Raw genomic sequence first — 13539 nt, 5'->3', positions numbered from 1 at the left:
TCAGGGGTGATGAAATTGGAAGTTACTCAAGAACAAAAGTCGTTATTCAGTAAAATTGGCTATCTCTATTTACCAGCAAACAATATTGATGAAGCTATTGAATGGTACCAAAATAAGCTTGGATTTCATCTGAAAACACCGAAGTTTCAAGATGATATTGGTTATGTAGCAGTATTAACACCGCCAGAAGGATATGTTGTGATACTCCTTGTAGAAACAAAGGATCTTACAACAGCAGATTTTTTACGTGACGGTCGCCAATATCAAACATTTACGTTAAATTGTCCAGACCTTGAATATACACATACATCATTAAAAAATAGTGGTGTAGAAGTTAGCGAAATTGTTATGCGAGGGGAAAATGCTAAATACTTTGTCTTTACCGATCCATCAGGTAATCATATTGAGGCTGCTTGGTCTATATGGGACTAGGTATAAACAAAAAGAAACCGTTATTTTTAACAGGGACGTTTAAAATTAATGTTGATTTATAAAACAGAAGCTAATATTAAGTAATGGAGCATATAATTTATAAAAATCACCTCATAAGCATGGGGTGATATTTTATTGGATGTTTAAGTTAAATGGTTTTAGTTAGATCAAAAATCATCGTTTAAGTAAGGGGGAGTTGAAATCATGTATGCAAATCAAAATGAGCGAATTCTCTATGCGGTTTTCGAAAATGAAATTCAATTACCTATCCTAGATATAACTCATCCACTTTTTAACGCAAGTATTGATGAACAGGCGTATCATTTGAACTGTCGCAAGTCAGCACGGAGCATTGAATCATTAAAGAAGATGCCTGGCTTTATCCGGAACATCTTTGTGAAAATGTCGAATGTCGACAACTCCTATCTTAGCGGCATGCGTACTTTGCTGTATAAACTGGGTCCCGACTTAAGCAGGGGGATAAAATTAGGTTTCCGGGACAAATGGGCGGTGAAGCAAACCTCTTTCATGGGGCTACGGATTAGGTTGAGGGATCTTTGCCGGCTCCAGTCAAAAATTTTGCTACCTCAACTCAAGCAATACCCAGAACGAAATCTTTGTTTTTTCAATATCGCTGGTGGTGCCGCTACAGACAGTATCAACACCTTGATTCTAATACAGAAATCTGTCCCGGAATTACTCAAGGGACGGAAGGTTGAGATCAACATTTTAGATATCGATACTTACGGTCCCAATTTCGCAAAACGGTGCATCGATGTCTTGAAGCAACCTGGGGAACGCTTTCATGGCCTGGATATCACCCTCAATATTATTCATTATGACTGGAGCCAACCAGATGCATTACAAAAGATGAGTTCGGAACGATCCGATTGGATTCAGCTTTGTTCATCGGAGGGCGGTCTTTTTGAATACGGTTCAGATTTAGATATCATTGAAAATTTAAATCATTTCTTTGCCAATTCACCTGAGGACGCTCGAGTAACGGGTTCATTAATTTTCGATCGGGCGCATGTAAATCCGGGATACCTTGGATTTACAGAGTTTATTGACGTGCAAATTCGATATCTAGGGCTGGAGGGGTTGCAGCGAATTTTATCTCAAACTTCGTGGGTTTTGGAAGAATCCCATGAAATTGATACGATCTATACTTTGTTTTCATTGAAGAAGGCGTGATTGGTAGGGGAGAAAGCGAAATGATATTGCCTAGAAGCAAAAGAAAGAAAAAAAGGCATCTCATCCCTAGATGCAACACCTTTTCTTGCAGTTATTGAGTTAATCGTTGGAGGAAGGTATCTAATTGTACTAGTGTGACATTATCGTTCACCCCGTAAGTATTGTTACCTTTACCAACCGTAATTTTATTGGAAGAGAGAATGGCTACATAATTGTAAGCCCAATGCGTACTAGGAACATCATCAAATTGTACTGCCGTTCCTTGTTGTTTTAGATGGAATGCTTCTACTAAAACTTTCGCTAATTGACCTCGTGTAATAGGAGAACCTGCATTGAATTTTCCATTTACATCACCCGTAAAAACGCCGAGTTTTTTAAGTGCTTCCGTAGCACCTGCATATTTAGACGTTGGGCTTACATCAGGAAAACTTGAATTGGTATTACTAGTATCTAAATGTAATTGATTAGCCAGTTTAAGAGCTACCTCTCCACGCGATGCATAAACACTAAAGTCAACTTCAGTGCCTTTTACTTCTCCCAAATCATTTTCAGTGAAGTTTGCAATGCGTTTTGCCCCTACGTAACGAGATCCCCAGTAATAGGGATCATTGATTTTATCGATTTTAACCCCAGAACTTGTAGTCGCTGAAATAAAATTGCTGTCACCTATGTATATGCCAACATGGGAAACACCGCTCCCCGAAGTATTAAAAAATACTAGATCACCAGTCTTCAACTGATTTTTAGCAATAGCAGTACCTTGTTGATATTGAGCTGTAGATGTGCGCTGTAGTGAAATTCCTAACTTAGAAAATACTATTTGTGTATAAGCTGAGCAATCTACACCTGTCTTAATATCTGTTCCTCCATATTGATATGGAACACCTATATATGATTTTGCTGTATTTGTAATATCTGCTATCGTTGCTGCTTTCGCATCATGATTACCCATGCCTGTAAAGAACATAAACGATGCGAAAACGGGTAGTAACCATTTTTTCTTCAATTTAACCTTACTCCTTTCAAAAAGCTTTCGTCTTTGAATAAAATAAGGATAGCATGAAACAAGCATGAGTTATTTTTCATTAATATTACCGATTCCCCTTAAACAGCAAAATTGAAACCTTAATTTTAACTGTGTAAAACTTCTGCAATAATCATGGGTATTTTTACTAAAAATAATTGAAGTAATTGGATATGGAGGGGCTAAAGTGTTAATTTAGATGTTTTATCTAACAAAAAACAGTATTTATTTTATGTGATTCCCTTGTTATTTCACTGAGGATTGAGGTGAACACGGTATTTTGGCTGTCACTCTTTAAAATTATCGCTATTATTGATATAGTTTTCCACCGACCAACTGACTGATATTTTGAAGATAAAACTTTATTTTCTCACTTACAATACTAAGAAAATTAGCTTAAAAATTTACTTATAAAATAAAAGGATTCTTTTGATGGCGTTCGGTATTCCGAAAGTGTACATCAAAAGAATTTTTTTCATTTTTCCGTATTACCCTATCACATTTCGGTTTAGCTTACTTAAAATGTCTAAGTGAGTATAAACCATAGGGAAAATCATAGAAAAATTCTATGGTTATCATAGAAATTATAGAATTGCTATATAGAAATTCGATTCTTATAATTCTTTATAAGCAATAGTTATTTTAAATAAGGGAGGGTATACTGATGACAAATATTGCTGGTATTACAATTCCTGACAGTCGTTTGGCACTAGAAGCTCAGGATATTTTAAAAGAATATGGTTCTGAATTGCTATGGAATCATTCAAATCGCGTTTATTTGTTTGGGGCACTACAAGGTAAAAAAGCTCAGAGAAAATATGATGAAGAGCTACTATATGTAAGTGCTTTGTTTCATGATTTAGGTTTAACAAAACAGTTTAGTAGCACAGATAAACGCTTCGAGGTGGATGGAGCAAATGCAGCACGTCAATTTTTAGCACTCCATCATATTGATAATGCTTCAATACAACTTGTTTGGGATGCAATCGCACTACATACTACGATCGGCGTAGCGGAGCATAAAGAAAATGAAGTCGCATTGCTGTATGCGGGGGTAGGCCTTGATGTAATGGGAGACGGTTATCATGATTTGACGAATGAAGAACGGAATGAAATTATCAATGCTTTCCCACGTAACCATTTTAAACAAAATATTTTGCCAGCATTTTTTGAAGGGTTCAAGCATAAACCCGAAACAACATTTGGCAATATTAAATCTGATGTTTGTGCATTGTTCATTCCAAATTATAAATCTAAGAACTTTTGTGACTGCGTCTTGCACTCACCTTGGTCTGAATAAAAATTGATAGTAAATAAGGGGAGTCATATATTATGGTAAAACTAGCACATAAGAAAATTCGACATGTTGCCTTACAAAATAAAGTTGTATCAGCTCAAGAAGCGGCATCTTGGATAAAAGATGGAATGTTATTAGGAATGAGTGGGTTTACAAGGGCAGGCGATGCAAAAATAGTACCACTAGCGCTTGTAGAAAAAGCAAAAGAAGAAAAGTTTCAAGTTGATGTTTATACAGGTGCATCACTTGGTCCTGAGGTAGATCAACAGATGGCTGAAGCTGGTATTATTCGTAAGCGAGCACCCTATCAAGGTGATCCCGCAATTCGTCGAATGATAAATAACGGTGAAGTACTGTATACAGATGCGCATGTTTCACATAATGCAGAATTAATTCGACAAGGAATTGTAGGGCCTATAGATTTTGCCATAATTGAAGCTACTGCAATTACCGAGGACGGCTTGCTGATCCCTACAACCTCTGTAGGAAACTCTCCAATTATTATGCAAATGGCTAATGAAATTATTATTGAACTTAATGTTTCACATCCTGATTCTCTAGAGGGAATCCATGATATTTATATTCCTGATGTACAAGGGAAGAGAAGTCCTATTCCTTTAAATAGTGCAGGGGAGCGAATTGGAACAGTTGGTATCCCGTTCGATACTAGTAAAGTACGTGGCATAGTGTTATCTGAAAAAACAGATGCTCCATCAACAATTGTACAGCCAGATGAAGAAACAGCTAAAATGGCAGAGCATTTACTCAATTTTTTACGTGATGAAGTTAAGGCTGGCCGTTTAACAAATACATTAGCACCTATACAATCAGGCGTAGGATCAGTAGCAAATGCGGTTTTAAATGGTTTTTTAGAATCAGAGTTTGAGAATTTAGAAATATATTCAGAAGTGTTACAAGACGCCGTATTTGAATTAATAGATGCAGGTAAAGTTAAATATGCTTCCGGTACGTCCATTACACTATCAGAAGAACGTGGTGAGCAAGTTTATGGGCAGCTAGAAAATTATAGAGATTGTTTAATTTTACGACCTCAAGAAATATCCAATCATCCTGAAATCATTCGTCGTTTAGGATTAATTTCTGTTAATACGGCTCTTGAGGTTGATATTTATGGAAATGTAAATTCAACACATGTTTCAGGTTCTAAAATGATGAATGGCATTGGAGGATCTGGTGATTTCGCCCGTAATGCACGGTTAGGAATATTCGTCACAAAATCCTATGCGAAGGGTGGTAATATCTCAAGTATTGTCCCTATGGTATCTCACGTGGACCATACAGAACATGATGTGGACGTCATTGTTACAGAGTTTGGGGTAGCCGATTTACGAGGTTTAGCGCCAAAAGAACGGGTTCCTCTATTAATTAATAATTGTGCACATCCAGATTACCGTCAACAATTGTGGGCATATTATAATGCTGCGGTAGAGAAGACTGGAAATCATCACACACCTCATTTATTAGAAGAGGCACTGTCTTGGCATGTTCATCTAGAGAAAGCTAAGACTATGAAAAAATAAAGAAATAATGACTAGGCATAGTGATTAGTTATTAGAAAAATAAAACCCACTAATCACGGCCGATACTAATAACCTTGAAAACAACCATAGAAAAAAGCGTGTTTTGAAAAAAAGATTGATCAAAACACGCTCTTAATATTTTTTATTGTCTTATTCTTTTATAAAAAAATTTGATCATTTCCTACCTATTTTGTTCAACAATCGCGCCCTTCACAAATCTTCTTCAACAGGTTCTTCACTAAATCTCTTAGATAAATCGTAATTTGTTAATCGATGTGCTTGTGTAACCACTGCTCAAATACTTTCAACTGTTCTTCAGTATGAAAGAAATGTTCACCTGTTTCCATGACTTCTAATTCACAACTATGTTTTTTTGTAAAATAGGTAATAGTTTCAAATTCGCACAGTTCGTCCTTGGCTCCATACATAATATATGTATCTGTATTCCATGTATTAATAGGATGTTCTTTTACATAGCATAAATAATCCCAATATAACTTTTGACCAATAGGTGTTTCTATAGTCATTTCCTTTTGTAAAAGCTCTGGTGTTACATTAAACCATTTCATCATATTTTGGATAATTCGTTCCATATTAATTACAGGTGATAAAAATAATGCCTTTTTTAACACATCGTTTTGATAAGCTAAAAGGCTAAAATAAGCCCCCATACTACATGCAAACAGGCTTACTTCTTTCCAATGTTCTTTTGCGTAATCCATAATTATAGATAATTCACTAACACAAAACTGTACTTTACAAGGAGTATTATCATTTTTTCTTTCTCCATGCTCAGGTAAATCAAAGCTTAATACTTGATAACCTTTTTGATTGGCTTCTTCAGCTAATATTTGAATCACTGCATCTTCTTTATTTGACATATTTCCATGTACTGCAATAAAAATTTTTTCACTCTTTTCTCCCCATAAAACTGCGGGAATATTACTTATTTTAAAATTGTTTTTAAACATATTTCCTCCATAGAATAAGATGTATGGGATTTGCAAAAAATCACATTCATTTTATATTCTTCTACTTAGTTTAAATAAATCAAACTATTCATAACTTACCACAAATTAATTGTAATATCTCTCTATATCTGTAAATTAAATGGCCCGTTTGTGGAACAAGAAAAAAATCCTGCATATAAATACAGGATTTTTAATAATAAATGTTCAATCTTTTTTTAAAGTTACACCAAAGTATTACTTTGATAAGCGGATTTCTAATTGTTTATTGAGATTTCATTAATGTTTGAATCAATTGGCGACTCTTTTCTGAAATTGAAAAGCCAGCTTCTTCAAGCCCCTCAACCATTAAACGAATAAAAGCTTTCGCAGCAAAATTAATGAATTTATCTTTTCTATAAAGAAGGACAATTTCTCGAGTTAATGGTGGATTATAAATTGGTCGCTCACAAATAGCATTTGTTTTATATTGGTTGCAAAGTGTTTTCGAAATAATTGTTGCCCCGACATTTTGTTCAACTAGTTTAAAAATAGCTTGAATACTAGCTGTCTCAATTTTAGGTTTCACATGAAGCTTTTCTTTGCGAGCTGCACTATCAATTACTTTTCTACATTGATGGATCGTTGGAAATAATATTAGTGGAAGCTCTAATACATCTTGAAATGCTATTTTTTCAGATGCTAATAGTGGATGCTCGCTATGAGCAACGAAGAGTAATTCTTCAATAAACAATGGAATTATTTGAAGCTGCTCATCCTCATAATCAAAATACTCTTGTTTATAAGTAATAGCAAAATCTATTTTATTGTCTTTAAACTGTTTTAATAAATCATCTGAGCTATTGATACAAATTTCTAAATCTGGATACTCAAGATGATAATCTAACAAATAGTCCGACACCAAATTTGATAATTCACCAGGTAAAGTACCGATCACTAATTTCCCTGCTTTTAATTCTTTAAGTTCAATTATCTGGTTGCTTGTATTATCTATTGCTCGAAAAATATGAGTGCATTGTTCATGCAATATCTTTCCAGCATCTGTAATAGCTATTTTTTTCCCTAGACGATCGAATAGCGGAATGCCTAGCTCATTTTCCAATACTTTAATTTGATGGCTAAGCGTCGGTTGAGAAATATTCAATTTTTCGGCAGCCTTTGTAAAATGAAGTTCATTGCACAGTACTAAAAAATATTCAAGCTGTCGTATTTCCATATACGTACCTTCTTTAATAAAATTATTTCTTATATTATATCATTATTTCTATAGAAAACCTTTAATTCATCGGAGAATTGATACCAAATTTAATAGGAAAGGAGTCATATACCAATCATTAGTCAGGAGACCTACCTCTAAATAAGCATTGATTAACCTACGAGGGGAGGGGTTTGCTACTGCATGATTTGTTGTGTATTCATGTAAATTCACTATTGAATTGATATGCTTAGTAATATGCTATCTTACTAGTTCATACTTTTTTTATATAAGAAAAGGTTGAAATATCATTTACACAAAAATATTAAACGTCCCAATAAAAACTTAATGGTAAAGGGTTAAAAAAATGTTACAAAGAGTGGTGATAATTTGGAGTTGATATTTATTCGTCATGGCCAAGGAGAGCACACACTAGATATACCCAATAGCTTACACATAAAAAATCCTACATTAACAGCAAAAGGAATAAATCAAGCTAAGTTGTTAAGGAAAAAGTTTCTCATTACGGATGAAGATATTATATTTATTAGCCCTCTAAGAAGAACGCTGGAAACTGCACTAATTTGGACTGAGAATATTGATTGTCGTAAGATTATAAGTCCATTAGTATCCCCACGAATATTTCCTAACCACCCAAATGGAAAAACATTGCCTTGTGATATAATAATTAATTTAGAAACAATTCAAAAAGATTATCCGAATCTGGAAATGGCTGTGAATGTGCCTCCTGATTTGTGGTCTGGTAGTATTAATACGATTCCTGATAGTGAATTCAATAAAATTGCACACGAATTTATTACAAATTTGACGTTGTTAAAAAAGAACAAAATATATATAGTTTCTCACGATGGTACGATCACTGCTTATCGCCAATTGATTTCTGGACGAAGCTTATCCAGAAAAGACTTTCCTGATGAAACAGGGTGGTTTCAAATGAAAGTTGACTTATAACTATTACATTTTGATATCTGTCTAAAAATACTTTTCAGAAGGCTGTTTTCCAAAAGATTGTTGCTTTTAAAACTAAATTACTTTAAAAGGATTTTGTTGTTTAAAAAGATAATAATGTTATTTAATATCGTCATGGAACGGTTCTTCTTTATGTTGTTTGTAACTGTAAAGTTTAAGGAATCTTTTACCGAAGGCTCCTTTTTGAATCAAGAATAAACATAGACGAATCGTGTCCCATGAATATTTTACTTCCTTTATAAAAAGTTTCGAATTGTATATCCTTATACCCTATTTTAGTCATTATGTCGGTTAGCTCTTCGGGGTTAAACCCGTTATGAACAATATCTGATACTATTTTTTCATTTTTATTAAAATCTACGATTAGTAAATGTCCTCCTTCATTTAGAACATCAAATAATCTTGATAATACTAATTCAACATCATGAATGTGAAGTAGAACCTGAGCCATAAAAATATAGTCAGCTTGTACATGAAAATCCGATAAACTTTCCTTTTCTATATCAAAGCATAATGTATCTACATTTTGAATATTAAAATCAGTTATTTTTTGGTTTATTTCATTAATCATGTTCTGGGACGTATCTAGAAAAAGCATAGAATTAAACTCATTTAACAAGTTCATTCCTACAAGACCAGTTCCACACCCAAAATCAATAGCATTTTTACTTTTAGCGTCACCTAAAAAATTATGGATGGCCTCTGATGATACCTTTGCAATTTGAATTCTTTCAGGAGTGTCATATTTATTAGCTATCATTTCAAACTTATCAGTATTTCCTATTATAATCTCTCCAATCAACATTAATAAACAAGCCTGAACACTAAAAAGCTTGTCCTTATTTAGGATACAATTCTGTATATTACAATTCAACAAAACTGTTTCGTTAGCTCAATAGTGATTTTTAAAATATCTTTATTTTTTATTAAAAGACTTTATTATGAATTAAGTCCTTAATTGTCGCTACACAGAAACTCCTTCTGTTGTTACATGAAAGGGTAATGTAATAGGACCTTCAGGCAGGGTGTATCATTAAAGTAAAATTTTTGAAATTCCGCATTAGAAAAGTGCGAGGATTCAATGTTTCTAAAGTTGATCCCTCGCACTTTTTAAAGTTTTGACTAATTTTATCCAAGCCTCTAACTAATCTAATCCTTTTTTACACCTTGTCGAAATATAAAAACACTACTAATTATTCCAAGTCCACCAACTAATAAAATCCATTTTTTATTAAAAAAGAGCCCATATATCAAAATTGCACTACCAATAATTCCACTTGAAAATGCACTAAATACCATGGATCTTTGTCTTGGTATAGGGAATCGAATAGAGGTTCCCCAATTTTTATTTCCCCAATTACAAGCCGCGTCCATGATAGTATGTAGCTTGTCTAACATCATTTTATCCCTCTTTCATTTTAATTTTAAAATACTAAGAAAGAAAATACAGCATTGGACAGAGCACCTAAAAAAGTTAATAATCCAATTGATAAACAAACCATACCAGCAATCTTTTTCGTTTTCTGTTCTCTATTCTTTTTGGATATTAATATTAACCCTATGACTAGTAGAACGATTGCTACAATGATATCAAACACGATAAAGATAGGTGCTGTTCCTTTAAGAAAGTCTATAATACTCCAAAATAAAGTCATCGCTATCCTCCAATTTTATATTTGAAATAGAGCCACTACTCAAAAATACTTGCTACCAACTGCTTAGTCATAAATTGAAATGCAGCAAAATGATCACAGTTCTTTGAAATTCCATCTTTACTTGCAATACTTGAAAGAAGTACAGTGAAAGTCGAAAATGCTAATTTTTCAGAAACCTTTAATTGAAGATTTGCTCGTTCGATTGCAGTACGAAATAGATCACTACTATCAAATGTTAGTTTTTCTTTCATTTCCTCCGAAAGCTTACTATAAAATGATGTGAAATCGGGGTTTTTTACGTCATAAAGAAATGGCTTGCTTTCGTATTCATAGTAAAGCTCAAGTATCGCTGTTTCAAAACCGGACTTTTCAGGGCATTGTTCAATTCGCTTAATAAAATCCCCACAAATAGCTTCTTGAATGTCATACAAAACTTCAAAAAAAAGTTCTTCCTTACTTGAATATAAATTATAAAAAGTACCCGTTGATATTTCTGCTTTTTTACAAAACGCACCAATACTCGTTTCTTTATAACCTTGAGAAATCCAAAATGCCATACACTCATCTTTCAATTTACGTTTAATCAAAGCTTTATCTTCTTCAGAAAATACTTTTTTTCCTCTTGCCATAGGTGAATACCTCCTTCGTGAATTATTTATATGAATATTCATATATTATATTCATAAGGTATCATCTATTGGTATTAATTACAAGTGTATAATATATAATTCATGAAAATTAAGGAAAAAAGCCAGCTATCGAGAGTCAGTAAATCCTTTTGATGTTAGGCTAAAATATCAATTGGCTGATCCCCAATGTACATACAATTCTTATGTTCATTTAATATTGGTTTTTAATATAGGTTCAGGATTGGGCTTATGCTTCTTAAAATCGTATAGTACTGAGTGTCAAAGTTTTTGAAAAATAGGCAAAAGCATATTGCAATTTTTATTCATCAAGCATAATATAAGCGTATAGTTATATAATAATTTAATCACCCGTAACTGGTTGGGTGATTTTATTTTAAAATATATATAAGCAAATGATTATATAAGGAGTTCAGAAAAATGGAAAACACACTAATTGAAAAACAATTAAAGGCAGCAGCTGACTTGAACCGTATTAAATTACTTGCATGTATGAAGAACGGGGAGGTTTGTGTATGTGATTTTGTAGATGTTCTAGGGATTTCACAACCCGCAGTTAGTCAGCATCTACGAAAATTAAAGGAGGCAGGCATTATTACTGAACGAAAGGTTGGTACATGGAAACATTATCGTTTAGTTGAGAACCAAACGCCACTTATGAATGGTGTTTTAGAGCAAATAGAGCCGCTACAGGGATGCACTTGTAGCTCTGATTGTGATAGTTCACACATAGGGGAGGAAAATTAATGAGTAATGATTCTTTAACGAAACAGCTTTCATTTTTAGATCGCTACCTTACACTTTGGATTTTTGTTGCGATGGGTATTGGCGTTTTATTAAGTATCACAATGCCTAATATTGGTGAAGCATTAGAATCCATGTCGGTTGGAACAACATCGATACCTATTGCAATAGGGTTAATTGTGATGATGTATCCACCTTTAGCGAAAGTTAAGTATGAAGAAATGTGGCGAGTATTTAAAGATTGGAAGGTACTTTTACTATCACTTTTTCAAAACTGGCTATTGGGTCCGTTTTTAATGTTCTTTTTAGCAATCATCTTCTTACGAGATTATCCAGAGTACATGGCTGGGCTCATTATGATTGGTTTAGCTCGATGTATTGCAATGGTAATTGTATGGAATGATTTAGCGCGGGGAGATCGCGAATATGTAGCTGGTTTAGTTGCCTTTAACTCCATCTTTCAAATCGTAACGTATTCGATTTTTGCTTACTTTTTCTTAAATGTATTACCTGGTTGGTTTGGTTTAGAGAATTTTAATGTGTCCATTTCAATGTGGGAAATTACGAAAAGTGTTCTTATTTACTTAGGAATACCATTTGCTGCCGGAATTCTAACACGATGGATTGGTATCAAAACAAAAGGGAAGCAATGGTATGAAGAAAAATTCTTACCAAAGATTTCACCACTTACTTTAATTGCACTGCTGTTCACTATTGTGATGATGTTTGCATTAAAAGGTGAAAAATTAGTCGAACTACCACTTGATGTAGTGCGAATTGCGATTCCGTTATTTATTTACTTTGTTGTGATGTTTGCTGTTTCATTCTTTTCTTCTCGTAAAGCAGGTGCATCTTATCCTGTCACAGCAGCCCTGTCGTTTACAGCCGCTAGTAACAACTTTGAATTAGCCATTGCTGTAGCTGTAGGTGTTTTTGGACTTCATAGTGGAGTAGCTTTTGCCGCTGTTATTGGTCCACTTGTTGAAGTACCGGTACTCATTGGACTTGTATGGGTAGCATTACGCTGGCAGAAAAAATATTTTAAAACCATTAAATTATAGGAGTACTTTTATGACAAATACACTTTATTTCTTATGTACAGGGAACTCTTGCCGTAGTCAAATGGCTGAAGGGTGGGCAAGAAAATTACTGCCTACAGATTGGACAATCAAAAGTGCTGGCATTGAGGCACATGGAGTAAATCCGAAAGCTATCAAAGCTATGGCTGAGGTAGGAGTTAATATTTCGAATCATACATCTGATCTAATAGATATAGAAACATTAAACAGCGCAACACTAGTTGTTACTCTTTGTGGTGATGCCGCAGATAAATGTCCGATGACACCACCTCACATTCGTCGTGAGCATTGGGGATTTGAAGATCCAGCAAAAGCGTCAGGTACAGAAGAAGAGAAGTGGGCAGTTTTCCAAAACGTACGTGATGCTATTGGCAAGCGTATTGGACAATTTGTAGCTGAGGAGTTGAAATAAAATGAAAAAAATTCATATTTATGAACCAGCAATGTGCTGTTCTACAGGATTATGTGGACCATCTATTGACCCAGAGTTATTACGTATGTCATTTGTAATGAATAATTTAAAGAAAACAGATATAGAAGCTGAACGATTTAATTTAACAAATGAACCAAATGTCTTTGTAGAGAACGAAGCCATCAATCAGCTTCTAATGTCAGAAGGCATGGATGCACTACCTGCAACATTTGTAGATGGAAAATTACTTTGTAAAGGGAAATACCCGACAAATGAACAATTTTCACAGTGGTCAGGACTTTCAGAAGAAGAACTATTACAAAAACCAAAAGTACGCTTTTCACTAAAAGGAGATACGTAA

General features: G+C 34.0%; 16 protein-coding genes. 9 read left to right on the top strand and 7 right to left on the bottom strand.

Annotated features, from left to right (window positions below):
* Nucleotides 1-15 precede the first annotated feature (15 nt).
* Both ACFVT8_RS06995 and ACFVT8_RS06990 read left to right on the top strand, forming a co-directional pair.
* On the top strand, nucleotides 16-432 hold the full coding sequence (locus ACFVT8_RS06995; protein ID WP_387082862.1) for a VOC family protein: 417 nt from the start codon (nucleotides 16-18) through the stop codon (nucleotides 430-432).
* A 204-nt stretch (nucleotides 433-636) separates the two neighbouring features.
* On the top strand, nucleotides 637-1626 hold the full coding sequence (locus ACFVT8_RS06990; protein ID WP_387082861.1) for a hypothetical protein: 990 nt from the start codon (nucleotides 637-639) through the stop codon (nucleotides 1624-1626).
* A gap of 91 nt (nucleotides 1627-1717) precedes the next feature.
* Here ACFVT8_RS06990 and ACFVT8_RS06985 read toward each other — a convergent pair whose 3' ends face one another.
* A complete protein-coding gene (locus tag ACFVT8_RS06985; protein ID WP_387082860.1) occupies nucleotides 1718-2632 on the bottom strand; it encodes a C40 family peptidase in 915 nt (304 codons plus the stop codon).
* A gap of 682 nt (nucleotides 2633-3314) precedes the next feature.
* Between ACFVT8_RS06985 and ACFVT8_RS06980 the strand changes: the two genes are divergently transcribed.
* Nucleotides 3315-3950 (top strand): HD domain-containing protein, encoded by a 636-nt coding sequence (locus ACFVT8_RS06980; RefSeq protein WP_387082859.1) that lies wholly within the window; start codon nucleotides 3315-3317, stop codon nucleotides 3948-3950.
* Nucleotides 3951-3982: 32 nt separating this feature from the next.
* Nucleotides 3983-5488 (top strand): succinyl-CoA:acetate CoA-transferase ScpC, encoded by a 1506-nt coding sequence (gene scpC, locus ACFVT8_RS06975; protein ID WP_387082858.1) that lies wholly within the window; start codon nucleotides 3983-3985, stop codon nucleotides 5486-5488.
* Between the two features lie 266 nt (nucleotides 5489-5754).
* Here scpC and ACFVT8_RS06970 read toward each other — a convergent pair whose 3' ends face one another.
* Nucleotides 5755-6459 (bottom strand): alpha/beta hydrolase, encoded by a 705-nt coding sequence (locus tag ACFVT8_RS06970; protein ID WP_387082857.1) that lies wholly within the window; start codon nucleotides 6457-6459, stop codon nucleotides 5755-5757.
* Between the two features lie 262 nt (nucleotides 6460-6721).
* Nucleotides 6722-7672, bottom strand: a complete 951-nt coding sequence (locus tag ACFVT8_RS06965; protein ID WP_387082856.1) for a LysR family transcriptional regulator — start codon at nucleotides 7670-7672, stop codon at nucleotides 6722-6724.
* Nucleotides 7673-8041: 369 nt separating this feature from the next.
* Between ACFVT8_RS06965 and ACFVT8_RS06960 the strand changes: the two genes are divergently transcribed.
* The gene (locus ACFVT8_RS06960; RefSeq protein WP_387082855.1) at nucleotides 8042-8623 is read left to right on the top strand and encodes a histidine phosphatase family protein; all 582 of its coding nucleotides are present in this window, start codon (nucleotides 8042-8044) and stop codon (nucleotides 8621-8623) included.
* A 184-nt stretch (nucleotides 8624-8807) separates the two neighbouring features.
* On the opposite strand, the gene ACFVT8_RS06955 is transcribed toward ACFVT8_RS06960, so the two are convergent.
* The 4 genes from ACFVT8_RS06955 to ACFVT8_RS06940 form a co-directional block, all read right to left on the bottom strand.
* Nucleotides 8808-9446, bottom strand: a complete 639-nt coding sequence (locus ACFVT8_RS06955; protein ID WP_387082854.1) for a class I SAM-dependent methyltransferase — start codon at nucleotides 9444-9446, stop codon at nucleotides 8808-8810.
* Between the two features lie 344 nt (nucleotides 9447-9790).
* On the bottom strand, nucleotides 9791-10042 hold the full coding sequence (locus ACFVT8_RS06950; protein WP_387082853.1) for a hypothetical protein: 252 nt from the start codon (nucleotides 10040-10042) through the stop codon (nucleotides 9791-9793).
* A gap of 23 nt (nucleotides 10043-10065) precedes the next feature.
* Nucleotides 10066-10296, bottom strand: coding sequence for a hypothetical protein (locus tag ACFVT8_RS06945; protein ID WP_387082851.1), 231 nt, complete (start codon nucleotides 10294-10296; stop codon nucleotides 10066-10068).
* 35 nt (nucleotides 10297-10331) lie between these two features.
* The gene (locus ACFVT8_RS06940; protein WP_387082850.1) at nucleotides 10332-10925 is read right to left on the bottom strand and encodes a TetR/AcrR family transcriptional regulator; all 594 of its coding nucleotides are present in this window, start codon (nucleotides 10923-10925) and stop codon (nucleotides 10332-10334) included.
* A gap of 438 nt (nucleotides 10926-11363) precedes the next feature.
* Here ACFVT8_RS06940 and ACFVT8_RS06935 point away from each other — a divergent pair, with 438 nt between their 5' ends.
* Genes ACFVT8_RS06935 through arsD form a run of 4 tightly spaced genes read left to right on the top strand, consistent with a single transcriptional unit; the run spans nucleotide 11364 to nucleotide 13539 of the window.
* Nucleotides 11364-11690 carry an ArsR/SmtB family transcription factor gene (locus ACFVT8_RS06935; protein WP_387082849.1) on the top strand — a complete coding sequence of 109 codons (327 nt, stop codon included), beginning with the start codon at nucleotides 11364-11366 and terminating at the stop codon, nucleotides 11688-11690.
* The gene (gene arsB, locus ACFVT8_RS06930) at nucleotides 11690-12748 is read left to right on the top strand and encodes an ACR3 family arsenite efflux transporter (RefSeq protein WP_387082848.1); all 1059 of its coding nucleotides are present in this window, start codon (nucleotides 11690-11692) and stop codon (nucleotides 12746-12748) included. The genes ACFVT8_RS06935 and arsB overlap by 1 nt, the downstream gene beginning before the upstream one ends.
* A 10-nt stretch (nucleotides 12749-12758) precedes the next feature.
* Nucleotides 12759-13178: an arsenate reductase (thioredoxin) gene (gene arsC, locus ACFVT8_RS06925; protein ID WP_387082847.1), complete on the top strand. Its 420-nt coding sequence runs from the start codon at nucleotides 12759-12761 to the stop codon at nucleotides 13176-13178.
* Nucleotide 13179: 1 nt separating this feature from the next.
* A complete protein-coding gene (arsD, locus tag ACFVT8_RS06920; protein ID WP_387082846.1) occupies nucleotides 13180-13539 on the top strand; it encodes an arsenite efflux transporter metallochaperone ArsD in 360 nt (119 codons plus the stop codon).

Origin of the sequence: Lysinibacillus sp. NPDC058147 (assembly GCF_042884205.1) — a bacterium.
GTDB lineage: Bacteria > Bacillota > Bacilli > Bacillales_A > Planococcaceae > Lysinibacillus.
Note: the sequence above shows the minus strand (reverse complement) of the source record. Positions and strands in the feature narration are given on the sequence as shown.

Coding starts and splice junctions, on each gene's coding strand:
- ACFVT8_RS06965 (WP_387082856.1), bottom strand. CDS start 7,672: ATGGAAATACGACAGCTTGAATATTTTTTAGTACTGTGCAATGAACTT.
- ACFVT8_RS06945 (WP_387082851.1), bottom strand. CDS start 10,296: ATGACTTTATTTTGGAGTATTATAGACTTTCTTAAAGGAACAGCACCT.
- ACFVT8_RS06980 (WP_387082859.1), top strand. CDS start 3,315: ATGACAAATATTGCTGGTATTACAATTCCTGACAGTCGTTTGGCACTA.
- ACFVT8_RS06970 (WP_387082857.1), bottom strand. CDS start 6,459: ATGTTTAAAAACAATTTTAAAATAAGTAATATTCCCGCAGTTTTATGG.
- ACFVT8_RS06940 (WP_387082850.1), bottom strand. CDS start 10,925: ATGGCAAGAGGAAAAAAAGTATTTTCTGAAGAAGATAAAGCTTTGATT.
- arsC (WP_387082847.1), top strand. CDS start 12,759: ATGACAAATACACTTTATTTCTTATGTACAGGGAACTCTTGCCGTAGT.
- ACFVT8_RS06955 (WP_387082854.1), bottom strand. CDS start 9,446: ATGTTGATTGGAGAGATTATAATAGGAAATACTGATAAGTTTGAAATG.
- ACFVT8_RS06990 (WP_387082861.1), top strand. CDS start 637: ATGTATGCAAATCAAAATGAGCGAATTCTCTATGCGGTTTTCGAAAAT.
- ACFVT8_RS06935 (WP_387082849.1), top strand. CDS start 11,364: ATGGAAAACACACTAATTGAAAAACAATTAAAGGCAGCAGCTGACTTG.
- ACFVT8_RS06950 (WP_387082853.1), bottom strand. CDS start 10,042: ATGATGTTAGACAAGCTACATACTATCATGGACGCGGCTTGTAATTGG.
- arsB (WP_387082848.1), top strand. CDS start 11,690: ATGAGTAATGATTCTTTAACGAAACAGCTTTCATTTTTAGATCGCTAC.
- scpC (WP_387082858.1), top strand. CDS start 3,983: ATGGTAAAACTAGCACATAAGAAAATTCGACATGTTGCCTTACAAAAT.
- arsD (WP_387082846.1), top strand. CDS start 13,180: ATGAAAAAAATTCATATTTATGAACCAGCAATGTGCTGTTCTACAGGA.